This is a genomic window from Oscillospiraceae bacterium (assembly GCA_015065085.1).
GTDB lineage: Bacteria > Bacillota > Clostridia > Oscillospirales > SIG627 > SIG627.
Genome location: SVQW01000017.1, coordinates 16,150 through 42,015, shown reverse-complemented (window position 1 = coordinate 42,015; position 25,866 = coordinate 16,150). Strand labels below are relative to the sequence as shown.

At 45.4% G+C, this 25,866-nt stretch carries 23 protein-coding genes; 15 read left to right on the top strand and 8 right to left on the bottom strand.

Going from position 1 to position 25,866, the window contains the following annotated elements:
• Positions 1–23: 23 nt before the first annotated feature.
• Entirely contained in the window at positions 24–842 is an 819-nt protein-coding gene (locus E7588_09685) for a helix-turn-helix domain-containing protein (GenBank protein ID MBE6689522.1), read from the bottom strand.
• Between the two features lie 102 nt (positions 843–944).
• Between E7588_09685 and E7588_09680 the strand changes: the two genes are divergently transcribed.
• From E7588_09680 to E7588_09670, 3 genes are read left to right on the top strand one after another with little or no spacing between them, the layout of a single operon-like run.
• On the top strand, positions 945–2,609 hold the full coding sequence (locus E7588_09680; GenBank protein ID MBE6689521.1) for a phospho-sugar mutase: 1,665 nt from the start codon (positions 945–947) through the stop codon (positions 2,607–2,609).
• Positions 2,610–2,624: 15 nt separating this feature from the next.
• Positions 2,625–3,656 carry a glycosidase gene (locus E7588_09675; GenBank protein ID MBE6689520.1) on the top strand — a complete coding sequence of 344 codons (1,032 nt, stop codon included), beginning with the start codon at positions 2,625–2,627 and terminating at the stop codon, positions 3,654–3,656.
• A gap of 28 nt (positions 3,657–3,684) precedes the next feature.
• Entirely contained in the window at positions 3,685–4,719 is a 1,035-nt protein-coding gene (locus tag E7588_09670) for a glycosidase (protein MBE6689519.1), read from the top strand.
• A 46-nt stretch (positions 4,720–4,765) separates the two neighbouring features.
• On the opposite strand, the gene E7588_09665 is transcribed toward E7588_09670, so the two are convergent.
• Positions 4,766–5,461: a hypothetical protein gene (locus E7588_09665; protein ID MBE6689518.1), complete on the bottom strand. Its 696-nt coding sequence runs from the start codon at positions 5,459–5,461 to the stop codon at positions 4,766–4,768.
• Positions 5,462–5,651: 190 nt separating this feature from the next.
• On the opposite strand from E7588_09665, the gene E7588_09660 reads away from it, so the two are divergent.
• Both E7588_09660 and E7588_09655 read left to right on the top strand, forming a co-directional pair.
• Positions 5,652–6,404 carry a hypothetical protein gene (locus E7588_09660; GenBank protein ID MBE6689517.1) on the top strand — a complete coding sequence of 251 codons (753 nt, stop codon included), beginning with the start codon at positions 5,652–5,654 and terminating at the stop codon, positions 6,402–6,404.
• Between the two features lies 1 nt (position 6,405).
• The gene (locus tag E7588_09655; protein MBE6689516.1) at positions 6,406–7,188 is read left to right on the top strand and encodes a TatD family deoxyribonuclease; all 783 of its coding nucleotides are present in this window, start codon (positions 6,406–6,408) and stop codon (positions 7,186–7,188) included.
• A gap of 41 nt (positions 7,189–7,229) precedes the next feature.
• Here E7588_09655 and E7588_09650 read toward each other — a convergent pair whose 3' ends face one another.
• The 3 genes from E7588_09650 to spo0A form a co-directional block, all read right to left on the bottom strand.
• Entirely contained in the window at positions 7,230–7,763 is a 534-nt protein-coding gene (locus tag E7588_09650; protein MBE6689515.1) for a M48 family metallopeptidase, read from the bottom strand.
• A complete protein-coding gene (locus E7588_09645) occupies positions 7,763–8,326 on the bottom strand; it encodes a hypothetical protein (GenBank protein MBE6689514.1) in 564 nt (187 codons plus the stop codon). Before E7588_09645 ends, E7588_09650 begins: the two co-directional genes overlap by 1 nt.
• Positions 8,327–8,443: 117 nt before the next feature.
• The gene (gene spo0A / locus E7588_09640) at positions 8,444–9,115 is read right to left on the bottom strand and encodes a sporulation transcription factor Spo0A (protein ID MBE6689513.1); all 672 of its coding nucleotides are present in this window, start codon (positions 9,113–9,115) and stop codon (positions 8,444–8,446) included.
• A 485-nt stretch (positions 9,116–9,600) separates the two neighbouring features.
• Here spo0A and E7588_09635 point away from each other — a divergent pair, with 485 nt between their 5' ends.
• From E7588_09635 to E7588_09615, 5 genes are all read left to right on the top strand, one after another.
• On the top strand, positions 9,601–11,685 hold the full coding sequence (locus E7588_09635) for a hypothetical protein (GenBank protein ID MBE6689512.1): 2,085 nt from the start codon (positions 9,601–9,603) through the stop codon (positions 11,683–11,685).
• Positions 11,686–11,777: 92 nt separating this feature from the next.
• Positions 11,778–12,449, top strand: coding sequence for a tRNA (N6-threonylcarbamoyladenosine(37)-N6)-methyltransferase TrmO (gene tsaA / locus E7588_09630; protein MBE6689511.1), 672 nt, complete (start codon positions 11,778–11,780; stop codon positions 12,447–12,449).
• A 17-nt stretch (positions 12,450–12,466) separates the two neighbouring features.
• Complete coding sequence (locus tag E7588_09625; protein ID MBE6689510.1) at positions 12,467–13,117, top strand: bifunctional 4-hydroxy-2-oxoglutarate aldolase/2-dehydro-3-deoxy-phosphogluconate aldolase; 651 nt, start codon at positions 12,467–12,469, stop codon at positions 13,115–13,117.
• Between the two features lie 168 nt (positions 13,118–13,285).
• Positions 13,286–14,812 (top strand): DUF1538 domain-containing protein, encoded by a 1,527-nt coding sequence (locus E7588_09620; protein ID MBE6689509.1) that lies wholly within the window; start codon positions 13,286–13,288, stop codon positions 14,810–14,812.
• A gap of 6 nt (positions 14,813–14,818) precedes the next feature.
• Positions 14,819–15,505: a transposase gene (locus tag E7588_09615; GenBank protein MBE6689508.1), complete on the top strand. Its 687-nt coding sequence runs from the start codon at positions 14,819–14,821 to the stop codon at positions 15,503–15,505.
• A 334-nt stretch (positions 15,506–15,839) separates the two neighbouring features.
• On the opposite strand, the gene E7588_09610 is transcribed toward E7588_09615, so the two are convergent.
• From E7588_09610 to E7588_09600, 3 genes are read right to left on the bottom strand one after another with little or no spacing between them, the layout of a single operon-like run.
• A complete protein-coding gene (locus E7588_09610; protein ID MBE6689507.1) occupies positions 15,840–17,921 on the bottom strand; it encodes a hypothetical protein in 2,082 nt (693 codons plus the stop codon).
• 12 nt (positions 17,922–17,933) lie between these two features.
• Complete coding sequence (locus tag E7588_09605) at positions 17,934–20,015, bottom strand: hypothetical protein (GenBank protein ID MBE6689506.1); 2,082 nt, start codon at positions 20,013–20,015, stop codon at positions 17,934–17,936.
• 39 nt (positions 20,016–20,054) lie between these two features.
• A complete protein-coding gene (locus tag E7588_09600; GenBank protein ID MBE6689505.1) occupies positions 20,055–21,416 on the bottom strand; it encodes a hypothetical protein in 1,362 nt (453 codons plus the stop codon).
• 143 nt (positions 21,417–21,559) lie between these two features.
• Here E7588_09600 and E7588_09595 point away from each other — a divergent pair, with 143 nt between their 5' ends.
• Genes E7588_09595 through E7588_09575 form a run of 5 tightly spaced genes read left to right on the top strand, consistent with a single transcriptional unit; the run spans position 21,560 to position 25,862 of the window.
• The gene (locus E7588_09595; GenBank protein ID MBE6689504.1) at positions 21,560–22,594 is read left to right on the top strand and encodes a hypothetical protein; all 1,035 of its coding nucleotides are present in this window, start codon (positions 21,560–21,562) and stop codon (positions 22,592–22,594) included.
• A gap of 3 nt (positions 22,595–22,597) precedes the next feature.
• On the top strand, positions 22,598–23,866 hold the full coding sequence (gene obgE / locus E7588_09590) for a GTPase ObgE (protein ID MBE6689503.1): 1,269 nt from the start codon (positions 22,598–22,600) through the stop codon (positions 23,864–23,866).
• 2 nt (positions 23,867–23,868) lie between these two features.
• Entirely contained in the window at positions 23,869–24,360 is a 492-nt protein-coding gene (locus E7588_09585) for a hypothetical protein (GenBank protein MBE6689502.1), read from the top strand.
• A gap of 3 nt (positions 24,361–24,363) precedes the next feature.
• Positions 24,364–25,203 carry an undecaprenyl-diphosphate phosphatase gene (locus tag E7588_09580; protein ID MBE6689501.1) on the top strand — a complete coding sequence of 280 codons (840 nt, stop codon included), beginning with the start codon at positions 24,364–24,366 and terminating at the stop codon, positions 25,201–25,203.
• A gap of 29 nt (positions 25,204–25,232) precedes the next feature.
• Positions 25,233–25,862 (top strand): hypothetical protein, encoded by a 630-nt coding sequence (locus E7588_09575; GenBank protein ID MBE6689500.1) that lies wholly within the window; start codon positions 25,233–25,235, stop codon positions 25,860–25,862.
• Positions 25,863–25,866 lie beyond the last annotated feature (4 nt).

Genomic DNA, 25,866 nt, shown 5'->3' with positions numbered 1-25,866 from the left:
TGCCTGACGGCAACAGTGCTTTTTTATTTCTGCGGATTGTTGGTTCGGTAGGTGAGAGGGGTGCACCCGAAGTGCTTTTTGAAGGTGTAGAAAAAGTGCTCCTGGGAATTGTAGCCGCTTCGCAGTGCTATTTCACGTATGGGCAGCTCAGAGGAAGACAGCATGTTGCAGGCATGCTTCATGCGGATTCGGTTGACATAGTTGTTGTACGATGTGCCAAAGGTCTTTTTAAAGAGAAAACCCAGATGTCCCGGCGACACGTAAAATTTTTCCGCAACGGAACTTAGTGCTACGTCCGAATTGAAATTTTTGTGCAGATATGAGGTCACGGATTGCAGAATTCCCGGCAGATGGGATATGTCCCCCGCATTTCTGTCGGATTTGCGCAGTGTGATTATTATTATTTCGGATAAAAGCGCTTCGCTGTTCTGGCGGTAAAAGGGTGCGTGGTTTTCAAATTCCTCTTTCAGCTTTTGGCATCTGGCACACAGGTATTGGGTCTCATTTTCGTCAAAACGGCACAGAATATTGCTGAAGCGGGCTATGTAGTCGGAAAGCTCACCCGATACATAGTCGGGCGAAAAGCCGATATTGAGTATTTTTCCGTCATCGTGCGGCTCAAGTGAATGGTGGTCGAAGTAGGACATTATCCAGGCATCACCGCGATGTGCAACATATTTTTTGCCGTTGCACACATGGTCATAGCTTCCCTCCAGCACCAGCTCAAATTCAAAATAGTCGTGCCAGTGGGTGGGTATAAATGAACGGACTGAGTTTTTGTGTATTGAAATTTCGCAGTGGCTTTTAATTTGTTTTACGATATTATCAATGTTTTTCGACATTTTGAAAAACCTCAAATTCGTTGATTTTCTTAATTATACCATTATTTTTTGAATTTACAATAGACATTTTTGTATATATAATATTAATACGAGGTAAAACATATGGAAAATTATAATGATTTATTTCGTCTGTGGAAAACGGACAGCTATTTTGATACCGGCACGCAAGATGAGCTTGGTGCTGTGGAAAACGACGAAAAGGAAAAAGAGGACAGATTTTTCAGACATCTGGAATTCGGAACAGGCGGTCTGCGCGGAGTAATGGGCGCGGGTACTAACCGCATGAACCGCTATACCGTGGGACGTGCAACCCGGGGACTTGCAAATTATCTTAAGAAAAAGTATACTCCGGCGGAATGCCTTGAACGCGGTGTGGTTATCGCTTATGACACACGCCTTAACAGCAGGGAATTTGCCCATGCCGCCACAGATGTTCTTACATACAGCGGAATACTTGTGCATTTTCATTCTCAGCCCGTACCCACACCTCAGCTGAGCTTTGCAGTACGGCATATGAATGCACTGGCAGGTATAGTTATCACCGCAAGCCATAACCCCAAGGAATATAACGGATACAAGGTGTATGACCAAAACGGCTGTCAGATTGTGCCTCATATCGCTAATGAGATATATGCACAAATCGAAGCAATAACAGACTATCGTACTGTTTTGTTTGAACGCCGTGAGGAGCTTGTCAGAAATGCGGACACTTCCGATGCGTTTGTCTCGCAGGTGCTGAAGGTCAGCCGAATTGAAGGCAAGAAGAACATAAAAGTTGTATACACACCTCTGCACGGAACGGGAAGTGTACCCGTCAAAGCGGCATTGGCAAGGGATGGCTTTGAAAATGTGACGCCGGTTGCGTCGCAGGACACTCCCGATGGAAATTTCCCAACCGTTATTTCGCCAAATCCCGAGGACAAAAGAGCGCTGTCAGAGGGCATAAAGCTTGCTGAAAGCATTGGCGCTGATATTGTTCTGGGTACTGACCCCGACAGCGACCGTGTGGGAATAGCTGTCAGAACGGACAGCGGATACAAGCTTATAAGCGGTAACCAGATAGGAGCACTGATACTTGACCACATTATCCGTCACACGGATATCAAATCATTAAATAAGCCCGCTGTTGTCAAGACTATTGTTACCTCCGAGGTGGGTGCAAAGATAGCTCAGGCAAACGGGATAGAGGTTTTCAATACTCTTACGGGCTTCAAATACATAGGCGAAATGATGACACGCTTTGAAGAAAGCGGACACACCTTTGTTTTCGGCTATGAGGAATCCTACGGATTCTTATCGGGAACTCATGCACGCGACAAGGATGCTGTATGTGCGGCAGTGCTTATCTGTGAAGCGGCGCAGGTCATGAAAAATCAGGGCAAAACCCTGTGGCATCGCTTGCAGGAGCTTTATGAACAGTACGGCTACTGCCTTGATAAGCTTGAAAGCTTTACACTCAAAGGCATAGAGGGCATTGAAAGAATCGCAGGTATGATGAAAAAGCTACGCGAAAACGACCTTTTTGAGCAGTGCGAAAAAATCGATTATCTTAACGACACCCCTGCCGAAGAGGGCTTCGGACTTCTGCCCAAGGCAGATGTTATAAAGTATATTTTCCCCGACGGCACATGGATTGCGGTACGTCCCTCGGGAACAGAGCCGAAAATCAAAATATATTACAGCGTAAACGGAAAAGATGAGCATGAAGCTGATGAGAACTACAAAAACATCAGCAGTAAAATAAAAAAATATCTTGAACTTGAATGAAAGGAACAAAGGACTATGAAGATTCTTACCCCCGAGCTCAGAACCTCTCCCGTTGTTACCAAGCTTGAAAAACCCCTTCTTACACGTCATGACATTCCTTACGAGTCATCTCTGGTCTTCAACGCAGGCGTTGTTAAGTACCATGGTCAGTACGTAATGGTATTCCGCAATGACTACGGTCCTGTAAATCAGCAGGAATATGAGGAAAAGCGCACTAAGCCCGTTCCCATGTTTGATACTCATCTGGGTATTGCGTTCAGCGATGACGGCATCAACTGGAAGGTCAACGAAAAGCCCTTCATGCATCAGGATGATGTAAAAACCGATGAAATCAGACGTTTTTACGACCCCAGACTTACAATAATCGATGACGAGCTTTATATGTGCTTTGCGGTAGATACCAAACACGGTATTCTGGGCGGTATCGGAAGAATACATAACCTTGAAAGACTTGAGATACTCAGCCTTTCCACTCCCGATAACAGAAACATGGTACTGTTCCCCGAAAAAATAAACGGCATGTACGTCCGTCTTGAAAGACCCTTCCCCGTATACGGCAGAGGCGGAAAAGACCGCTTTGATATGTGGATTTCCCAGTCACCCGACCTTAAGTTCTGGGGCAATTCCCAGCTTCTCATGGGTGTTGAGGATGTTCCCTATGCCAACGATAAGATTGGTCCTGCCGCACCTCCCGTAAGAACCGACAAGGGCTGGCTTACCACCTTCCACGCAGTTGACATTGACCCCGAGCGCGGCAAAAACGGCTGGGCTACTGCATGGAAAAAGCGTTACTGCGCAGGTATAATGCTTCTCGACCTTGAAAACCCCTACAAGATAATCGGATATTCCAAACAGCCCCTTATCGCTCCCGATACCGAGTATGAAACCAGCGACGAGGGCTTCCGAGGACAAGTTATTTTCCCCGGTGGTATGATACTGGAGGATAACGGCGAGGTTAAGATTTACTACGGCGCCGCCGATACCGTTGAATGTCTTGCCACCGCAAACGTCAATGACCTTATTGCACTTTGCACCGAAACAAAATAAACTTTTATAAAGGAAAACGAAAAGAATTATGGCTACACTTTTGCCCGAACTCAAAACATCCCCCGTTATAACAAAAATCGAAAAGCCTGTGCTTACCCGTGAAGATATTCCTTATGAGGCATCTCTTGTTTTCAATGCGGGAATCGTAAAGTATCAAGGACAGTACGTTATGATATTCCGTGATGATTACGGCCCCACCAATCAGCAGGAGTTTGACGAAAGACGCGCTAAGAAGCTTCCCATGTTCGAGGGTACTCATCTTGGCATTGCGTTCAGTGATGACGGTATCAACTGGAAGGTCAAGGATAAGCCCTTTATGTCTCAGCAGGAAATGAAAACCGATGAGATAAGACGCTTTTATGACCCCCGACTTACCGTAATTGATGATGAACTGTATATGTGCTTTGCAGTGGATACCAAGCACGGAATACTGGGCGGTATCGGCAAAATACATAACCTCGAAAGACTTGAAGTGCTCAGCCTTTCCGCACCCGATAACAGAAATATGGTGCTGTTCCCCGAAAAGATAAACGGCAAATACATTCGTCTGGAACGTCCCTTCCCCGTATACGGCAGAGGAGGAGTAGACCGCTTTGATATGTGGATTTCCGATTCTCCCGACCTTAAGTACTGGGGCAATACTCAGCTTCTTCTGGGTGTCGAGGATGTTCCCTTTGCAAACGATAAGATTGGTCCTGCCGCACCTCCCGTAAGAACCGACAAAGGCTGGCTTACCACCTTCCACGCTGTCGATTTGGACCCCACCCGCGGTAAAAACGGCTGGGAGCCTTACTGGAGAAAGCGTTACAGTGCGGGAATAATGCTTCTTGACCTTGAAAACCCCTATAAGATTATCGGCTATTCCAAGCAGCCTCTTATTGCCCCCGAAAATGAGCATGAAACCAACGTGAACGGTTGCCGTGCACATGTTATTTTTCCCGGCGGTATGATACTTGAGGATAACGGCGAGGTCAAAATATACTACGGTGCATCCGACACCGTTGAGTGCCTTGCCACTGCAAATGTAAATGACCTTATTGCACTTTGCACCGAAACGAGATAACTGTAATAAAGAAAATCAGTGCTGAGTCAACGACTCAGCACTGATTTTATCTTTTCTCAAAATATATCCATTCGTTGTCTATCTTCACTATTAGCTTTTGGTCGTACATAGTGTAAGGAGCACCGAGAATGTCAATGTTTGCTTCACCGTCACGGGAAGGCATACGGTTTTCGGGAACGACAGAGGTCACATTTCCCAGCATTTCCGGCTGCTCGTTGCTGTCCATGGTGTACACCTGACCGGTGTAATAATAAAACTCGTCAATTACCATCAGCGCATACGGACATACATTCTCCGGCGTATGCGCTCCGTAGATTTCATCAATAAGATTTGCAATGTAAACGGCCGCATCGGTGTTTTCAATGGTGCAGCCAAGGCTTTCGTAATCTCCCTTATAATTATGCTCGTACACGGGATAGGTCAGAATATAGTTTTCTTTGTCAAAACAGAGGGTGATTTTCATTGCTTGGGCACCCGGCTCGTATTTGTTGGCATCACGTTCAAATTCCGTTTTTGAAATTGCCTCGATTACGGGCAGACAGTTTTCATTTCCATGCAGTATATCTTCATTGCCGTCAGCGTTTATTATTATATAATCAATTTTCTTTTCGGTCAGACTTTTAACGAAGGTGTATGCATTCTGTCGTACTGCGTCAAGGTCCTTTTCGGTACGCTGACCGGGAGATTTACAGCTCCCCAAAAACAAAACTGCGACAGTTAAGAGAATTAAAAGCTTTTTCATGACTAACCATCTCCTTTTGCGATTGGACGTTTTTTTCACCAAAATGTTCCTTGAAATGCAATTGTAAATGTGTTCGGAATATCATGGTACAACAACGAAAATATTAATTTTCAAAATCGGTATTGATTTTTGATACGTTTTGTTGTATATTATATTGATGATAGCAATAAATGCTTTTTATGGAGTATGTATGAAAAAGTTTTTGATTTTTTGCGCTGTTCTTGTGCTGCTGTGCATTTCGGCTTTTGCGGTTGAAACAGTACAGCCCGAAAACGGAAAATACTCAGTCAGATATAATGCGGGCACTGAAAATATCGGACAGCAGTATATTCTTTTTGCGGTAAAGGGACATGACGCGGACAGTGTAAACTTTGATGATATAGTATATATCGGCTATGCCGAGTGTAATTCGGACGGATATGCCGTATTTGACCCTTTTATTCCGATGAACGTGTGTAACGCGACATTGCTTGTAACGGGCGGACACCTTGACAAACCGCATGTTTACGGTATAATTTCGCCTGCCGTCGGCAGTGTGAAGTGCTACGGTGCAAAAAATGCCCAAATACGTCTTTACAGCGGAAACACTCTTATTGAGACTGCCGTTACGGATGAAAACGGCAATTATATGCTGGCGAGGGCACTCAGGGGACAGCAGTACAGAATAGCTGTTATAAAGGACGGTTATCTGGGCTATACCGCACTGCGCACCGCTTCGGATGAAGGAATTATTTCCGAAATCGACATAACCCGCTTTGCGGGTGACCTTGACGGGTCGGGTAAGATACTTATAAATGACCTTAACTCACTGTTCGCTCAGCTGGGCAACAGCGGCGACGGCATTACGCTTGCCGCGGCGGACTTCAATTCCGACGGAACAGTGGATGTAAACGATATAAACATTCTTGTTTCAAACTACAACAGAACCGATACAGAGGAGTAATATGGCTAAACTTTTTGATACCCACGCACATTATGATGACAAACGCTTTGAAGGAATACGAGATGAAATATTGCAGAGTATGACCTCTCCCACGGAATATTGCCCGTCGGGAGTGGAGTATATAATGAATGTCGGCTGTAAGCTTGAATCGTCCCGCGTGTCAATAGAGCTGGCGGAAAAATATGATTTTGTGTACGCCGCCGCGGGTTTTCATCCTCACGAGACCGCCAATATGCCGGAAAACTGGAAAGAGGAGCTTTTAAAGCTTCTTCAGCATCCCAAGGTACGTGCCATAGGTGAAATAGGACTGGATTTTCATTACGATTTTTCACCCAGAGATATACAAAAGGAAATATTTGAGCAACAGCTTATTCTGGCTGAGGAGACGGGTTACCCCGTACTGGTACATGACCGGGAAGCGCATGGACCTACCATGGATATAATCTCCCGCCATAAGGCATGGGGCGTACTGCACAGCTTTTCCGGAAGCAGTGAAATGGTAAAGGAACTGGTAAAACGCGGCTGGTATATATCGTACAGCGGTTCGGTTACCTTCAAAAGCGCCGTTAATCTTACTGAAACCGTGCTTCATGTTCCGGACGACAGACTGCTTATCGAAACCGACGCACCCTATCTCACACCCGTACCATACCGCAGTAAAACAAACACCTCCCATTACACCTATCTTACGGCACAAAAAATTGCAGACTTACGACATGTGGATGTGGAGCACATCATAGAAGTTACAAACCAAAACGCCAAGCGCGTTTTCGGAATAGAATAAGCCGATAAAAAAGAGAGAACATTGTGAAATGCTCTCTCTTTTTACTGTTTAAGAAGCTTTTTACGTTCTTTGTAATCGGGCATTATGCTCTTTATATGTGCGTAAAATTCTTTTTGGTGGTTTGGGTGCACAAAATGTGTGTATTCGTGAAGAATTACGTATTCCACCGCTTCAATTGGCTTTAAATAAAGCCGTTTGTTTAGCGAAATATAGTTATCCCGCGTGTGGCATATTCCCCATGCTGCACGCAGGCTTTTGAGCTTGATTTCCGGCGGTTTACCGCCTGTGTAACGGCTGAAGAGGGGATAGAATTTCATGCTTATCTCTTCAAACAGCATACGGCACTTTTCCTCGTCTATGTCCTTTTCGGGGGTAACACAAGACAACCGCGCAAGCTGCGCGGTTACCTTTTTTGCATTCTGCAGAATGAAATCTTCTATGCGCCCGAGGCTTATGCGCCTGTTTGCACTTACACGTACCTCACCGTCGCGGCTGATGCGTATATACATATTTTTTATATTTTTGCGGTACAGTATATAAGTTATGCCTCCGCAGGTGCGCAATTCGCCTTTCATCAGTGGGTGACTCTGTCGCTTACCACGGTGGCTTTTGAATTGTAGAACTTCATAATGCCCAGAGTTTTTACGGTAGCCTCGAATATAAGAATGGTCTTGCCGTTTTTTTCGTCATTGTAAATGCAGAAATATGTATCGGGGGAGTTGATGTCGCTTGCGGCAAAAATACGCTTGTTTATGTCGGAAGCATTTATCTGATTCATGTACTCTTCACCGTAGGGGGCGATGATTGTCATATCCTTGATTTTTGCGGATGCAATACGGTGTCTCCGACGCTGACCGTAGATAATATCCATATCCATTTCACCCATGGCAATGCAGTATTCAAATTCGATGCTTACAAACTGCCATAAGAACCAACCCAGTATGCCGACCAGCACGAGATAAATCACCATTACCGGAAGAAATGGAGAATTCAGTATGAACAGCGCTCCGACAACAGACAGTACTGCAATCAGCGCAAGTATGCCTGCTTTTTTAAGAAGAAGTGAGCTGTTATTTTTCATTGGCACGATGTATTCAACGTAGTTATTGCTGTATTGTGCGCTTTCTCTGTTATCCATTAAAATCACCTCGAGCCATATTCTACATTATTTTTCTCAAAAAGTCAACATGATTATGTAAACAAAGAAGGCAGATGGTTTCATCTGCCTTCTTTGTTTGGAGGACTTTATGCGGATTTACGAAATTTTACCGCCTGCTCTGAACTGCATTTTCAACCGCAGATTATCCGCAATCATGGCGATAAATTCGGAATTGGTAGGCTTACCTTTGTTTTTGTGAATGGTGTAACCGAAAAATGAATCCAGCACCTCCACATCGCCCCTGTCCCATGCTACCTCTATGGCATGCCGTATGGCACGCTCCACGCGTGAGGAGGTGGTATCGTATTCACGTGCTATGGTAGGGTAGAGTGTCTTTGTGACCTCATTTATAATTTGATTGTTGTTAGCAACCATCACAATGGCGGTACGAAGATACTGATAGCCCTTAATATGTGCGGGAACGCCTATCTGATGTATGATTTTTGTCACGTGCGATTCCAGATTGAAATCCTCGCCCTTTTCGATATAAACCGTCCGGTTGATGCGTTCGCACAGAGTGTCCACGGTATAGGGCCGCAGGAGACAGGTTGATACACCCATTTCGTAAGCACGGTCTATAAGACGCCTGTTGTCAACACCCGTAATGAGAATAGTTTTGGGCATGCGGTGGTCAAGACGCTTGGCAAGGTCGGTAATGATACTGAGCTCGTCTCCCGCGGGAAACCATATGTTCATAATCAGTAAATCGGGCGGATTGTGGCATATACGTGAAACGGTTTCGGCGGGATCGCCGGAGTCTCCCGTCACCTCATAACCGCGTCGCTACAGGTCAAGAGCGGTGCCCAGACGGAATTCGTTTGAAGTGTCGTAAATGAAAAGTCTTATTTTGTTTTTTTGATTCATATTTTTGCCCTCTCTTTATATCGTTTTCCTTTTGCAGTTATATAATACCACATTTTACCAATAATTGTCAATAGGTTTTTCGATAAAATTACCAATAATTACCAATTTTGTGAGTTTAACCAAAAAATGGTAATGATTTTGCCGTAGTTTGAACAACAATAAACCTAAATTATGCCGAAAAAGGTCGAAAGCTGTATAAAACGTACATGTGGTGTAATAAATGTGAATTTTACTTTATGTTTTGCGGTATTACGACGCTGAAAATATATATTTGGCGAAAATAATTATATAAATTCTTACTCTTTTGTTCTTGTTTTTTTGTACATCCTATGCTATAATTAGTTAGTCTTCTTTGTTTTTACATTATTTATCCATTATGAGGTGCTATTATGCTGAAAAAAGAAAATAAGTATCAATTCCGCGAGAGACTTGAAAAGGTTCATCCTCTGCGTTTTTACGATTTCCCTGCGGTTCCTCAGAACACTTTCTCCTTTAAAGACGGAGATGTTATTGCACTTAATGCCGATGCGGGAGATGTAATTATAACTGCCGCACGCGATTTTTGTGATTACCTTTTTGACACTATGAATATTTCCGCACGTATCACACGCTCGGGCAAGGGCAGTGTCAATATTACCATAGACCCTTCATACGGTTCATATAAAGCCTTTAAGGTTACTGCTTCCGAAAAGGGTATAGATATAACCGCCCACGACGAGCGCGGCGCGGCACAGGCGCTTTTCTTCCTGGAGGATGAAATGTCCGCGGAATTTGCGCCCTTTATCAAATTCGGCACGACCGAGCGGGCACCTCTTTTTGCTCCCCGTATGACCCATTCGGGCTATATGCTGGACGAATTTCCCGACTGGCACCTGGCACAGATCGCCCATGCGGGAATGGATGCTGTGCTTGTTATGACTACCGGCAAAAATTCTTCCCTGCGCGGTTATACCGATTTTAATGACCTTATCCGCCGTGCGGCTAAGTGGGGTATAGATGTTTATGCATACAGCTACTACCGCAGTCTTTGCCATCCCGATGACCCTGCCGCAGACGGACATTACGAAAGCACCTACGGAGCACTGTTCCGTCAGTGCCCGGGGCTTAAGGGCGTTGTTCTGGTGGGCGAGAGCGTTGGCTTCCCCACAAGAGACCCCAACGCTTCACCGCTTCCTTATGACGCAAACCACGTGGACGGCATACCTGCCGACAAGCCCTCTGCGGATTTCTGGCCCTGTACCGATTATGCCCCCTGGCTTTCCAAAATCAAATCCATCATCAACCGCTACACCCCCGATGCGGACATTGTATTCTGGAGCTATAACTGGGGCTATGCGGATACCGCGGCACGTCAGGCGCTTATACGCAGTCTGCCCCGCGACGTAAGCCTTCTTGTTACCTTTGAGACCTTTGAGCCTATCCATCTGGGCGGTGATGTATATGAGCAGGTTTATGACTATACATTGTCCTTTGCCGGCCCGGGACGTTACTTTATAAGCGAGGCGGAGGTGGCACACGAGTGCGGAATACGCCTTTATGCAATGACAAATACCGGCGGTAACACATGGGATATGGGCGGTGTACCTTATCAGCCCATGCCTCAGCAGTGGCGTAACCGTGCGGCGGCAGTTATTGATTGTAAGAAAAAATATAACATTTCAGGTATTATGGAAAGCCACCAGTATGGCTTTATGCCGTCCATTATCAGCGAAATGATAAAATTCATGTATGATACCGGCTGTACCGATACCGACGGTGAGCTTGTACGCATTATGCGCCGTCATTTCGGTGCAGGTCATGAAAATGAAATCATTTCGGCACTTTCGCTGTGGAGTGAAGCCATAAGACTGCTTTCTCCCTCCGGCGAGGAGCAGTGCGGAGCATTCCGTGTAGGCCCGTCCTTCCCGTTCAGCATTGCAGGAAAGTACAAATACCCTGCCGACGGCTGTTCAAAGGGTTATTTTATGGATTCCGCTTACAGACCTCATAACGGTACACATCAGACCTCCTTTGCTCCCTCGGGACTTCGTATGCCGTATCAGAGAGCACGGCTTGTAAAAATGCTGGGTCTTCTCGAAGAAGGAAGAAAACAGCTTGAAGCTGTGGGACAGATAAATGATGAGTACGCTTATCTTATAAATCTCGGACATTATATGGAATGTGTTGTAACCTCGGGAATCAACGCCAAGGACTGGTACACAGCCACACATGCTCTTCCCGTGGCAAACGACAGAAACGAAATCGAAAAACTTATTTGCGAGTGTGAGAGAATCCTTGACAGCGAGCGTGAAAATGTAAAACGCGCACTGCCCCTTGCGGAATGTGACTCACGTCTGGGTTGGGATCCCAGAATGGAATATGTGTGCGACCCGGCGCGTCTGGAATGGAAGCTTCGTCTGCTTGACCATGTGCAGACTACCGAGCTTGATAAGTTCCGTAAGCCCAACCGCTGGACCATTGACGGCATTAAATAATATTTTTTCGGAGCGTTCATACATGAAAATAATAAAACCAAATCAGACAGAAACGGGCTTTTGATATGAGCGGCGGTGAAAATAACATAACAATAACCCCGATAGCGTACATCCGAACGGATTTTACCGAAAAATTCGGTATTCCGCGCCAGAGCGGACGTGCTTCGTCACTGACGGGAAGAGTGGTTTTTGAGCCGCAATACAGAAATCCCGATGCACTTCGGGGAATAGAGGATTTTTCGCATCTCTGGCTGATTTTTGATTTTTCACTTGCACACAGGGATGGGTGGTCTCCCACCGTCCGCCCTCCAAGGCTTGGCGGTAACACCCGTGTGGGTGTGTTTGCCAGCCGTTCACCCTTTCGCCCGAACCCCATAGGGCTTTCCTGCGTCAAGCTGGAGCGTGTGGAAAAAGACGAAAAGGACGGTGATGTTCTTATCGTTTCGGGAGTTGATTTACTGGATATGACCCCCATTTACGACATAAAGCCGTATATTCCGCTGGCGGATTGCCGTACCGAGGCAAAAGGCGGTTATTCCGAAGCAAAAAGGGATTTTTATGTGCAGGTGGTTTTTCCGCCTGAGCTTCTTGAATTAATTCCCCGCGAAAAAAGGGAAGCACTTATCCAGTGTCTTGCGGAGGACCCCAGGCCTGCTTACCATGATGAACCCGACAGGGTGTACAGCATGAAATTTGCGGGCTTTGATGTGCATTTTGAGGTTAAAAGCGGTGTTCTCACGGTAGTGGGAACGGATAAATTATAAAGAAAGAGGAATGTCCGATGAGAGAAGAGGTAATTAGAAAAATAGAGCAATACAAGGTGATTGCCATAATGCGCGGTGTGGCAACCGACAAAGCAGTGCTTGCGGCGAAAGCTCTTTATGAGGGCGGTGTAAGGCTGGTTGAGGTTACATTTAACCAGAAGGCTCCCGAAACCTTTAAGGATACTATGAGCGCCATAAGCGCAATAAAGGCGGAAATGGGAGATAAAATGACAGTAGGAGCAGGCACGGTCATAACGGTCGAGCAGGCTGAGATGGCAAAATCGGCAGGAGCGGAATATATCGTTTCTCCCGACACCGACGAGGAGGTCATAAAGCGTACCATAGAGCTTGATATGGTTTCTCTTCCCGGTGCATACACAGCCACCGAATGTAAAAAGGCACACAACGCAGGCGCGGATTTCGTAAAGCTTTTCCCCTGCACGGACGGCGCGGACAAGTATCTTAAGGCACTGCGCGCCCCGTTGAGCCACATAAAATTCCTTGCGGTAGGCGGTGTAACCCCCGAAAACGCCCCCGATTTCATGAAGGCAGGCGCATACGGCATAGGCGTTGGAAGCGCCATAGTCAACGGCAAATGGGTTGATGACGGCGAATTTGGCAGAATAACCGAGCAGGCAAGGCTTTTTGCCGACGCGGTGAAGCAGTAAAGCAGTAAAAAAGGCTGTAAAAAATCGCAGTTGATTTTTTACAGCCTTTGTTACAAAACGGTGTAAACTTTTTGTTATTTTATCATTTGTTCGGTTGACCTGCGGGCATTTATAAGTTATAATATGTAGGTATTTAGTTACGCAAAACATACGAAAGAGGACAGTTCAATGAATTCAAAGCTCAAAACGAATATCCTTGAATCTCTCTCGGAGGTATTGCCTATAACGGGTATTGTGCTGGTGCTGAGTATTTTCATGATTCCGCTTGGCGTGGGAAACATGATGATGTTCTTTGTTGGCGCGGTAATGCTCATTATAGGTATGGGTACATTCCAGCTGGGTGCAGAAACTGCCATGAGCCCATTGGGCGAGGGTATAGGCGCAGGACTTGCCAAGTCCAATAAGCGCTGGTTTATACTTACCGTCAGTCTCCTGATGGGTATTCTCATTACGGTTGCCGAGCCTGACCTTCAGGTGCTTTCAAATCAGGTGCCGTCCGTGCCCAATGCAACACTTATCTGGACGGTTGCAATAGGCGTAGGTATATTTTTTGCTACGGCTGTACTGAGAATAATATTCAAAATCGATCTTTCCACACTTCTAATGATGCTTTACGCGGGACTTCTTGTGTTGTCGTTTTTTGTGCCGTCTGATTTTCTGTCGGTAGCCTTTGACTCGGGCGGAGTTACCACAGGTCCCATAACTGTTCCGTTTATTATGGCAATGGGTGTTGGTCTTACCGTAATGCGCGGTGACAAGGACGCCTCCAGCGACAGCTTCGGTCTTGTTGCTCTTTCCAGTGTAGGCCCTATACTTGCTGTTATGATACTGGGAATGTTTTTCCGCAGCGAGGGTGTTACCGATACAACCCCTGTCATAGTGGAAGTGGAAACAATGCAGGATGTTTTCCGTGCTTTTGCACGCGAAATCCCTCATTATGCAAAAGAAGTTTTTATCTCGCTTGCCCCTATTTTTGCGGTGTTTGTAATTTTTCAGCTTTTCAGCCACAGATATCAGCGCATACAGAAGCTTCGTATTGTAGTGGGCTTTATTTATACATACGTAGGTCTTGTAATGTTTTTGTGCGGTGTTAATGTAGGCTTTGCACCGGTAGGCTCTCTTTTGGGAAGCGAGCTTGCAAAGGGCGGACAAAAGTGGATACTTGTTCCCATCGGCATGCTTATAGGATATTTTATTGTTAAAGCCGAGCCTGCAATACAGATACTCAACCGCCAGGTGCAGTCGGTTACAAGCGGTACGGTTTCCGCAAAGGCAATGAACCGTTGTCTCTCGGTAGGTGTTGCGGTCAGTATCGGGCTTGCAATGCTCAGAATACTTACCGGCATTCCCATACTTATCATAATTGTCCCGGGATATATAATAGCTCTTGTAATGTCTAGATACGTACCGAAAATATTTGTGGGTATAGCCTTTGACTCGGGCGGAGTTGCCAGCGGTCCCATGACCTCAACCTTTCTTCTGCCCCTTTGTATAGGCGCCTGCAAGGCGCTGGGCGGAAATATAATGACAGACGCCTTCGGTGCGGTTGCCATGGTTGCGCTCACTCCGCTTATTGCCGTGCAGATAATGGGCTTAACCTATAAAGTCAGACTTAATAAACAGCTTGCCGCCGTACAGCCCGAAAATGCACTTCCCGATGACGGCGACGATATTATTGAATTTGAGGAGGAATAAGGCGATATGAATAATTCTATTGATCTTCACGCGCTAATTGTTATAACGACTCATAAGCTGGCGGAAAAAGCCAATGAAATGTTCCGTGCCGCCGATGTTCCCATCCAGTATGACTGGAACGCGGTGGGCACCGCCTCCAGTGAAATGATTGACGTACTGGGACTTGGTTCTCCCGAAAGATGCGTGCTGATAACTTTTTTGCCCGGTGTTTTTGCGGGTAAAATGCTCAGAAAATTAAAACGTGAGCTTAAGCTGAGCACCGTTAACAGCGGAATTGCATTTACGCTTCCGCTTTCGGGCGCAAGTAATATATTGGTACGTATGACAGGACAACTTGAAAATAACCGTCAAAGAGAGGTTGAAACAAAAATGAATGATATAAAGCATTATCTTATAATTGCGGCGGTAAACCAGGGATACAGCGAAAAGGTTATGGAAGCGGCACGCGGCGCAGGTGCAAGAGGCGGTACGGTAGTGCCCAGCCGTTGCATAGGAAACGAGCAGGCAACCGTGTGGGGCGTGTCTTTGCAGGAAGAAAAGGATATGGTGCTTATTGTTGCGAATAAAGATAACAAATTGAGCATTATGAAAGAAATAAGCGAAAAATGCGGTGCTCACAGCGAGGCAAAGGGAATGGTTATATCTCTTCCCATTGACACCGCGCTGGGTCTGAGCGACCAGGATGACGAATAAGAAACAAAAAATAAATGTCAGCAAATGTATTGTGTTCTAAAGGATAGTTAAATAAGAAAAAACCTCTGAAAACGGCATGAAAAACCGAATTCAGAGGTTTTATTTATCCGGTGATATGTTGTCTTGCGACAACGCGATATATTTGCTTACGCAAATGCGATATATTCGGTTTAAAAAACCGAATGCGGTATAATATAAATTCTCGTCACGAAGTGACATATCGCGCCGCTTACGGCATATCGAGTGCGAAGCACATATATCAAATTCCGCAGGAATTTATATCGCTGCGCAGTGTCCCCCGGACACTGCGCTAATGCTGACATTTATTTTTTTATCATTTGTTGAATATTTCAAGAAGAAGCCCGCCTACATAGGATGCAAAGCCATGGTTAAGGCTGCCGGCTGTCATGTCTTTATGCTCCCACAGAGTACCTGTGTGCTGTGCCATGTGCTGGAAGAAGTCTTTTATTTCTTTTACCAGTATTTCGTTTTTGCCCCACTCTCTGAGAAGCTCCATGCGTATGTACATACCCATAAAGGCATTTACCTTGGGTATGTCGGGCCACATGGTAGTGTTGGGGTAAAAGTCGGTGAGAAGGATGTCATAAAGCTTGGGGAAATTCTCCTTGTCCGCAACACGGAAACGGAATGCGTAGTATTGGCAAACCTCGGTAATGCGGTCGGGATAAGTGATAAGCTCATTGCTTTCGTTTCTGTATGCCTGGTCGCAGAAGAAGGTGCCGTTATAGGAAAGATGCACGATAGCATCACGTATTTTTGCCGCTTTCTCGATTAGCTTGCCGTCGTTGAACAGACGTCCGATGATGCACAGTGTTTCGCTGTACAGCATATTTGTCGGGAAGTTTACGCCCTTTGTCCAGTTGTTTGCCTGTGACCATTCAACAAAGTTCCAGCCGGGCAGGTTTTCCAAAAGACGGTATTCGTTTTCAAACGGTGCAAAATATTTGAGAAGATTGTAGGCAACAGGTTCAAAGCGTTTCAGGTCAAAATCGGGCTTGCGCTGTACATATTGCTCTATTTCCAGCACAAACCACATTGCCCATTGGGGGATGAAGGTTTTGTTTAGGTGGTTTGCGGGGTAACACTTGGGGAGCATTCCCTCAGGAATATCGGGACAGCGCTGCAGCAGATAGTTTTCAACAAAATCGTCTTCAACATCGGTTTTGCCTGTAAAGGCGTATTCTGCTTGCGCGGAGTAGTAGCTGTCGCACAGCCAGCCGGCGCGTTCACGGGTAGGACAATCCATGTATATATCTACGGAATTCTGCCTGAGAGTTTCTGCTGCCGCGGTGTATATGCCCTGAACAAGAGGATCGTCACATTTGAGTGCCGGAGTATTTTTTATGGGGTTTTTATACTGAATTACAGAGAAACTGTCTAACTCAATTTCGCCCTCCAGCACGAACACCGCCGCATATCTGAAGCCGTATATCTCGAAGAAGGAAAAGTCCTGTTTACCCGTGGCAGAGAGCTGGACTATATTGACGGTAGCCCAAATAGCATGGTTTATTTTACTGTCGACCAGTTTTTCATCAAAGGCAACTATGATTTTTGAGTTGGTTTTTGCGTTGAATTTGAGGCGTATCATGCCTGTTATGTTCTTTTTCAGGTCGAAAAATGCGTACTTTCCTTTTGAAATCACCGAGCCGAGAGACTTTTTATCCTCTGCAAAGGTATAGTCCAGCTGGTCGAAGATGTACATTGGTTTTTGGTCGATTTCGTCCAAGGTAAATGCTGTATCGGGAATGATTTTTCCGTCTTTTGCAATGTTTATTTCGTTTATGAAGTGTTGCTTTCTGTGGGGATATTCTTCTTCAAGGTAACTGAAATTGCCTATTTGAGTAATGGCATCGGCCGTTACTTCGGTAAGGTCCGGCAGGGGAGCATGGCGCTCAAGATACTCTATGTGTATGTCGGGGAAGCATATTTCGTGTTGCTCGTCCGCGATTGAGGTATCCCACACCTCGGTAAAGCAACGCTGACCGGAATATCTCATGACCTTCTGAGCTCTTGCGCTTACGCGGAAAGCTTTGAAATCATAACCTGTTGCCGCTATGACCTCATTTCCGCTAACTATTTCTGCTTGCAGGAAGCCTGTCTGGCAGACAAAAGAATATGACATACAGTGGTAGTTTACTGCTTCTATTCTTATAATATTTTTGTCTCTTATAATGCTGTCGCATACGGGTACAACGTCAACTCTGGCATATCCGCCCGCTGTACGTGCGGGACCGTAGTGAACAAGAGCGTCGTTTATATAAACTCGGTATGCGGTGGCACCTGTTATCTTAAGTGCGAGGCTTTCATGTTTTGAAAATTCGGCGGTGAAAAGCGCCTGAATGTTCATTTCGTTTTCCAGATTTTTGAGCCATATCGGCTTAGCTTTTATAAACATGATTTACTCCTGTTATTTATTGAATATTTCAAGAAGAAGTCCGCCTACATAGGATGCAAAGCCGTGGTTAAGGCTTCCGGCTGTCATGTCTTTATGCTCCCACAGAGTACCTGTGTGCTGTGCCATGTGCTGGAAGAAGTCTTTTATTTCTTTTACCAGCATTTCATTTTTGCCCCACTCGCGTAAAAGCTCCATACGCACATACATACCGATAAATGCGTTGACCTTGGGTATGTCGGGCCACATGGTAGTGTTGGGGTAAAAGTCGGTGAGAAGGATGTCGTAAAGCTTGGGAAAATTCTCTTTATCCGCAACACGGAAACGGAATGCATAGTACTGGCAAACCTCGGTAATACGGTCGGGATAAGTGATAAGCTCATTGCTTTCGTTTCTGTATGCCTGGTCGCAGAAGAAGGTGCCGTTGTAGGACAGAAGAACGATGGCATCACGTATTTTTGCCGCTTTCTTAATAAGCAGGTCGTCGTTGAAAAGACGTCCTATGATACACAGCATTTCGCTGTACAGCATATTTGTCGGGAAGTTTACGCCCTTTGTCCAGCTGTTTGCCTGTGACCATTCAACAAAGTTCCAGCCGGGCAGGTTTTCCAAAAGACGGTATTCGTTTTCAAATTGTGCAAGATAGCTGAGAAGATTGTAAGCAATAGGCTCAAAGCGCTTTAAATCAAATTCCGGCTTGCGCTGTTTGTACTGCTCTATTTCCAACACGAACCACATTGCCCACTGAGGAATATGCTGACCGCCGTAATGGTCGGAGGGGTAGCACATGGGAAGCATACCATAAGGAATATATTTGCAGGTCTGAATCAGGTAGTTTTCAATAAAATCGTCTTCAACATCGGTTTTGCCTGTAAAGGCGTATTCAGCCTGTGCGGAGTAGTAACTGTCGCACAGCCAGCCGGCACGCTCACGTGTGGGACAGTCTGTGTAAAGGTCGACGGAATTTTGTCTGAGGGTTTCAACTGCCGCAGTGTAAATGCCCTGAACAAGAGGGTCGTCACACTTGAGTGCGGGTGGATTCTTGATGGGATTTTTATATTCAATGACAGAAAATCCGTCAAGCTCTATTTCGCCCTCCATTACGAATACAGCCGCATATCTGAAGCCGTAAACCTCAAAGGTTGAAAAATCCTGCATACCCTGAGCAGTAAGCTGAACTATATTTACAGTGGACCATATTGCGTGGTTTATTTTACCGTCAGCCAGTCTTTCGTCAAAGACAATATAAATTTTTGAATTTGTTTTTGCGTTGAATTTGAGGTGTATCATGCCTGTGATGTTCTTTTTCAGGTCGAAAAATGCATATTTGCCCTTCGAAATTGCCGAGCCGAGAGATTTTTTGTCCTCGGCAAAGGTGTAGTCCAGCTGGTCGAATACATACATGGGCTTTTCTTCTATTTGGTCAAGAGTATAGCCCATAATTGTGTCGGTTTTGCCGTCTACCGTGAGGTTTATTGAATCAATAAATCTCTGTTTTCTGTGGGGGTATTCCTCTTTGAGAAAACCGAATTCACCTATCTGTGTAATTTCGTCAAGCATAATTTCGTTAAGGTCGGGCAGGGGGGCGTGGCGGTCAAGATATTTAACGTTTATATCGGGACAGCATATTTCGTGCTCGCTGTCGGGGATTGCAGTGTCCCAAACCTCGGTAAAACAACGCTGATAGGAGTATCTCATGACCTTTTGCAGTCTTGAATTTACACGGTAAGCCTTGAAATCATAGCCCGTCGCCGCAATAACCTCGTCACCGCTTACAATTTCTGCCTGCAGAAAGCCTGTCTGGCGGACAAAGGCAAAGGAGTTGCAGTAATAGTTGACTGCTTCTATTCTTATAATATTTTTGTCTTTGAGTATACAGTCGCATACCGGAACAACGTCGATTCTGGCATAACCGCCTGCGGTACGAGCGGGGCCGTAGTGAACAAGGGTGTCGTTGATGTAAACCCTGTATGCGGTGGCACCTGTTATCTTAAGTGCGAGGCTTTCATATTTTGAAAATTCGGCGGTGAAAAGCGCCTGAATGTTAAATTCATTTTCCAGACCTTTAAGCCATATTGCCTTTGCTTTTGTAAACATGATTATGCTCCTTTTGATTTGTGAAATATTTATGTAAAATTATTGTTCAAGAAAAATTTTTTCCGCCTTGCCATTTCCGCAGGCGAGTCCGTCACCGTATACATCATCAAATACTACTTCTTTTACAAGCCCGTCAGTTGATGTTATCTTTTGTCCGTTGACAGTAATATCTTTAAGATGAATGTTTTTTACATGACAGCTTGCGTAGGGGTCGAACACCTCAACATTTCCCGCACGGTAGGATTTGGGACCCACTGTCATGAAATATCCCAGAGGAAATTTGTCCTTGTAAAGCTTTACGCGGATGTTTTCAAGGAAGAGCCCGTCGATGTTGGCACCAATTTCAAATGCACCGAAAAAACCGGTTTTGGGGTCGGATTCCGTGTAGTTGGGGGTGCCGTCGCCGGGGCGGAAAAGATCAAGCTCAATGTCCTCGAAATATATATTTCCTCCGCTTCCCACCTTGCCCTTTTCGGGAAGAGTGTCAACGGAATAACTTGGTGTTTGGTAGTACATTTTGAATACATTTACACCGCTGAAGTTTTTCAACACAATGTTTCGTGCACTGCAATCCACACTTGAGCCGTCATCATAGTAGTACACGCCCGGCAGTATGCGCTGTGAACTGTACAGTGTTGTGGATTTTAATGACACATTTTCGCACCATACATTTTCAAGAGGACCGAAATTCACCGAGGAGTCCTGCCAGTCGTACATATTAAGCGCGATAAGGTCGTCACCCACCTCACCGTCCAGATTCTTCACCCACAGGTTTTTTGTGTTGCCGTTGCAGTGTATGCCGTCGGCAAAGCACTCGATGAAGTTGATGTTTTCAAAAACAGCATTTTGTACATTGCCGATCTGTACGGCAAAGCCTGCTGTGTGGCAGAAGGTGACATTTGTGAGAGTCAGATTTTTTATGTTGTTGAAAAACATAAGGCAGGAAACGCCGTAAAAACTGCGGTTTTCGTCATATTTTCCCGTTTTACCGTAGCCCGCACGGGTTGTGCGGCTTTCCTCCCAGCGTCCGCCGTTTATTGAGATGTTTACGTTTTCTTCACCGCTTTTTATGGGAAAATGTGTGCCGTCGCGAGTGTTTTCGTTTCTCAGCATGAGGACATCTGTGTCGGGACAGAGCTTTATTACTGCGCCGTTTTCCGCTTCAATATGTCGGTTGGATGGAATGGTCACCGAGCCGTCTATGTAATAGGGAGTATCACTTTTGGGAATGATAATATATTCATGCTCGTTGAGAGCCGTCTGAAATGCTTTTGTCCATATTCCGTCATTTACGAGGCAGGAATACTCTGTTATGTTTGCTTTATCTGTGAGAGTTGCGGAAAGAGCGAGATTTTCAGATTTCATTTTCTCAAGAGAAGTATAAATTTCGTTTTTTGTCATAATGGTGCTCCTTATTAAAAATCGGTAGTGTTATTTTAACACATAAATACGTTTTTTTCAATATTTATATGGCAAAAACATTGAAAAAAAGTTATTTTTATGGTATACTGTTCAGGAAAATATAATTACCGGGGGATTGAGTTATGAAATATACCGATAACATAGACGTTTCCGGCTTCGGCCACAGCCATGTGCAGGGTATTGCGGTGGATGCAAAGAGGGAATACATGTATCTTTCTTTTACCACCGAGTTTGTAAAAACCGATATGAAGGGCAATATTATAGGCACGGTAAAGGGACTTCTTGGCCATCTGGGATGTATAGCCTACAATTATGATGACGGCAAAGTATACGGAACACTTGAATATAAGGATGATGCCATCGGAAAGGGCATTGCAAATTCTACGGGAAGAGCAATCGACCGTAACGCATTTTATATTGCCTCGTTTGATGTTGAAAAGATCGACCGCATAGGCATGAGTGCCGAACATGATGATGTTATGACCACCGTGTTTATGCATGAGGTGTATAATGATTTTTCTGCCGAGGGACACACCTACGGCTGTGCGGGTATGGACGGTACTACCTTTGCACCCCTGCCGGGCGAAAAAGACGGTAAAAAGTATCTGTACGTTGCCTACGGAATATACAGCGACCTTGAACGCAGTGACAACGACTACCAGATAGTGGTAAGATATGATACTTCGGACTGGGATAAGTATGCTCAGCCGCTTAACCAGAACAATGTTCACACCTCCGGACCCCAAAAGCCGGACAGTAAGTATTTTGTGTACACCGGTAATACCAATTACGGTGTTCAGAATCTGGAATACGACCCCGTGACGGGATATATGTTTGCGGCAGTTTACAGAGGCAAAAAGCCTGAATTCCCCAACTACTCAATGTTTGCCTTTGACCGTACACAAAAGCCCGTAAAAGAAATGCTTAAGGGAATAAATGAAGAGCATGAGACCATGGCTCTTGCGAAGGTTTTTGAGTGTGATGAAAAAACAGGCATATACGGTTCACGTTTTCCGCACGGAAGCACGGGTATGATATCGCTGGGCGACGGATATTTCTATATGTCAGAGCCATACAGAAATGAGGATATTTTCGGTACGGTCATAAGACTTTACAAATACGACGAAAAAGAAGGCTTTGTAAAGGCAGAGGAATAAAATATGTTTATAGACAAGGTTAAAATTTATATCAAAGCAGGGGACGGCGGAAACGGCTGTGTGGCATTCCACCGCGAAAAATACATTTCCCACGGCGGCCCTGACGGCGGCGACGGCGGAAAGGGCGGTAACATTATATTTGAGGTGGATACGGGAGAAAACACTCTTCTTCCTTTCAGATACCGCAGAAAATTTGTGGCATCCAACGGAGAGGACGGAAAGCCCAACAAATTCCACGGCAAAACCGCAGATGATCTTATTATAAAGCTTCCCCCGGGAACACTTGTAAAAGACCCTGAAAGCGGAAAAATCATATTTGATATGGCTCAGGACGGCAGATTTGTAGCCGCAAAGGGCGGAAACGGCGGTTGGGGAAACCGTCACTTTGCAACCCCTACACGACAGATTCCGCGTTTTGCAAAAAGCGGTCTCAAGGGCGAGGAGCGTGAGGTGCTTCTGGAGCTGAAAATGCTGGCGGACGTAGGTCTGGTGGGCTTCCCCAATGTGGGCAAGAGCACAATACTGTCGCTGGTAAGCTCCGCAAGACCCAAAATCGCAAATTACCACTTCACCACGCTTTCCCCCATGCTGGGTGTTGTTTCCACGGGTGAGGAGGGCAAAGGCTTTGTAATGGCAGATATCCCGGGACTTATCGAGGGCGCGGCAGAGGGCGCAGGACTGGGACATGAGTTTCTCAGACATATTGACAGATGCCGTCTTTTGGTGCACGTTCTGGATATGTCCGGCTCGGAGGGCAGAGACCCTATTGATGACCTGGACAAAATCAATTCCGAGCTTATCAATTACAGCGAGGCGCTTATAGACCGCCCGCAGATAATCGCCGCAAATAAGTGCGATATCGGTGTGGATGAAGATCTGAAAAAAGAGCTTGTTGAATACTGCGAAAAGATGGACTACCCGGTTGTATTCATTTCAGCCGCGACAGGCGAGGGTATAAACGAGCTTATCCACCTTGTTGCCGAAAAACTGAGCGAGCTTCCGCCCATAAAGGTTTACGAGCCTGAGTACGAGCCTGAAATCAAGAGTGTGGATGATAAGATTGAGATACGCTTTGAGAACGGTGTGTACTATGTGGAAAGCGAAAGACTTTTCAATGTTGTCAACTCCATCAACTATGACGACCGTGAGTCACTGTCCTACTTCCAGAAGGTACTGCGCAACGCAGGTGTCATAAAAATGCTGGAGGAAGCGGGCGCGGGAGATGGCGATACCGTAAATATCTACGACTTTGAATTTGAGTTTGTGAAATAACCATGATAATAAAAAAAGCATACGAATATCTTGAAAAGGAAACGCCTCTCAGATACGATTGCGGAACGCTTTGCAATAAAGCATGCTGCAAGGGTGAGGGCGAGATATGGCTTCTTCCGGATGAGGAAATGCTGTTTCGCGGTCGTGAGGATTTTGAAATAAAATATACCGACGGCGAATATAATCTGAAGTGTGACGCCGACTGTGCCGGCGAACGCGGTGTAAGACCTTTCGGATGCCGTATTTTTCCGTATTTCCCCATTGTGGAAAAAACGGACGGCAGGCTTAAAGTAAGGCTTATGCTTGACCCTCGGGGTACACCGTTCTGCCCGCTTGCCAACTGCCGTGAAAAGTGTGAAAAAAGCTTTGAGCGTGCCGTGCGTAAGGCGGTAAGGCTGCTGTGTACCGAGGAACGTTACTATATGTTTTTCAAAAATCAGGGAGAGCTTTTGCAGGAAATAGCCACATTAAGGCAAAAGCTCGGATTGGAGTAGCTTATGCAAATATTCCTGGACTATATAAACTCATTTATCCTGGGTATAATACAGGGTATAACCGAATGGCTTCCCGTCAGCAGTACGGGGCATCTTATAATCTGGCAGGAATTCACGGGAACTCTTGTAAGTGAAAGCTTTGCCGAAATGTTTGAGGTTGTGGTTCAGTTCGGCTCTATACTGGCTGTTGTTGTGTTGTTCTGGAGCAAGCTTTTTCCGTTTTCGCCCTCCAAAACCGCGTCCGAAAGAAAAGAGGTTTATAACCTCTGGCTCAAGGTTATAATCGCTGTTATTCCTGCGGGTGTTATAGGCGTACTGTTTGACGACAAAATCAACGAGGTGTTTTTTAACCCTTACACCGTTGCGGCAACCCTTATAATTTACGGTGTACTGTTCATTGTTATCGAAAACCGCAATAAGCTGCGTAAGCCCGCTACGGATGCGCTGACTGCACTTACATACAAAACCGCATTTCTTATCGGTATGTTCCAGATATTGGCACTTATACCGGGTACGTCCCGTTCGGGCACTACCATACTGGGCGCTGTGATACTCGGCTGTTCAAGATATGTTGCGGCGGAATTTTCGTTTTTTATGGCTGTTCCCGTTATGCTGGGTGCAAGCGCACTCAAGCTTTTGAAGCACGGCCTCGGCTTTACCGCGCATGAATTTATGATACTTGCCGTAGGCATGATTACTGCCTTTGTTGTGTCAATACTGGCACTGAAATTCCTTGTGGGCTATGTAAGGAAGCATGATTTCAAGGCATTTGGCGTGTACCGCATTGCACTGGGTGTGGTAATCATATTGTATTTCGTTTTAAAATCCTGCCTGTATGCATAAAACCAAACCATAAAAGGATGTGAAAAACATTGAATGAAAATGTGTTTTTCCAGAAGCTTTCCATGAGCGTTACATTTGGCGTATTTGTGTATTCGCTGATTTCGCCCATGTATATCTTTGTTACCGTTAACACTCTTCCCGCCATAGTTTACGGAAGAATACCCGGAATGGGTATAAGAATGGGGTCGCTCGACTATATTGCGCTGTCGGTTTTCTTTTCACTGCTGGTATTTTTCTTTGCCAGTCATGTAATGTATGAAAAGGGAATTGTAAAAAGAATAGTTTGTGCCGCTTCTGCGGTGTATTGCGCATTGTACCTTGCGGTTATTGTGCTGGTCGGAATATACGGTCTTGTTATTTTCAATTTTCCCATCATTTCAATACCGTTGGGAATAGTACTTCTGGCAAAGCTTTTTATTTTGTTTCCCGCAACATATTTTTTTATGGTGTCCTTGGATAAAAAGGCTTCTGTGTATATAAGATTTTCCGCATTCGTGCACGCCGTTTCTCTTGTTACGGTTGGTATAATAAAGGTCTTTGAAATGCTGTTTTCGGCGACTATAAGGCTTCTTGTTTTTGACATATCCACTGCGGTGTATCTTATTTCGCTGTCAATGGTTACATTTTTTATGTACAGAAAATATTACGAACAGGAGTAAAGCT

Excerpts from the sequence above, each read along its gene's own strand:
- E7588_09685 (MBE6689522.1), bottom strand. The coding sequence starts at position 842 with ATGTCGAAAAACATTGATAATATCGTAAAACAAATTAAAAGCCACTGC.
- E7588_09680 (MBE6689521.1), top strand. The coding sequence starts at position 945 with ATGGAAAATTATAATGATTTATTTCGTCTGTGGAAAACGGACAGCTAT.
- E7588_09675 (MBE6689520.1), top strand. The coding sequence starts at position 2,625 with ATGAAGATTCTTACCCCCGAGCTCAGAACCTCTCCCGTTGTTACCAAG.
- E7588_09670 (MBE6689519.1), top strand. The coding sequence starts at position 3,685 with ATGGCTACACTTTTGCCCGAACTCAAAACATCCCCCGTTATAACAAAA.
- E7588_09665 (MBE6689518.1), bottom strand. The coding sequence starts at position 5,461 with ATGAAAAAGCTTTTAATTCTCTTAACTGTCGCAGTTTTGTTTTTGGGG.
- E7588_09660 (MBE6689517.1), top strand. The coding sequence starts at position 5,652 with ATGAAAAAGTTTTTGATTTTTTGCGCTGTTCTTGTGCTGCTGTGCATT.
- E7588_09655 (MBE6689516.1), top strand. The coding sequence starts at position 6,406 with ATGGCTAAACTTTTTGATACCCACGCACATTATGATGACAAACGCTTT.
- E7588_09650 (MBE6689515.1), bottom strand. The coding sequence starts at position 7,763 with ATGAAAGGCGAATTGCGCACCTGCGGAGGCATAACTTATATACTGTAC.
- E7588_09645 (MBE6689514.1), bottom strand. The coding sequence starts at position 8,326 with ATGGATAACAGAGAAAGCGCACAATACAGCAATAACTACGTTGAATAC.
- E7588_09635 (MBE6689512.1), top strand. The coding sequence starts at position 9,601 with ATGCTGAAAAAAGAAAATAAGTATCAATTCCGCGAGAGACTTGAAAAG.
- E7588_09625 (MBE6689510.1), top strand. The coding sequence starts at position 12,467 with ATGAGAGAAGAGGTAATTAGAAAAATAGAGCAATACAAGGTGATTGCC.
- E7588_09620 (MBE6689509.1), top strand. The coding sequence starts at position 13,286 with ATGAATTCAAAGCTCAAAACGAATATCCTTGAATCTCTCTCGGAGGTA.
- E7588_09615 (MBE6689508.1), top strand. The coding sequence starts at position 14,819 with ATGAATAATTCTATTGATCTTCACGCGCTAATTGTTATAACGACTCAT.
- E7588_09610 (MBE6689507.1), bottom strand. The coding sequence starts at position 17,921 with ATGTTTATAAAAGCTAAGCCGATATGGCTCAAAAATCTGGAAAACGAA.
- E7588_09605 (MBE6689506.1), bottom strand. The coding sequence starts at position 20,015 with ATGTTTACAAAAGCAAAGGCAATATGGCTTAAAGGTCTGGAAAATGAA.
- E7588_09600 (MBE6689505.1), bottom strand. The coding sequence starts at position 21,416 with ATGACAAAAAACGAAATTTATACTTCTCTTGAGAAAATGAAATCTGAA.
- E7588_09595 (MBE6689504.1), top strand. The coding sequence starts at position 21,560 with ATGAAATATACCGATAACATAGACGTTTCCGGCTTCGGCCACAGCCAT.
- obgE (MBE6689503.1), top strand. The coding sequence starts at position 22,598 with ATGTTTATAGACAAGGTTAAAATTTATATCAAAGCAGGGGACGGCGGA.
- E7588_09585 (MBE6689502.1), top strand. The coding sequence starts at position 23,869 with ATGATAATAAAAAAAGCATACGAATATCTTGAAAAGGAAACGCCTCTC.
- E7588_09580 (MBE6689501.1), top strand. The coding sequence starts at position 24,364 with ATGCAAATATTCCTGGACTATATAAACTCATTTATCCTGGGTATAATA.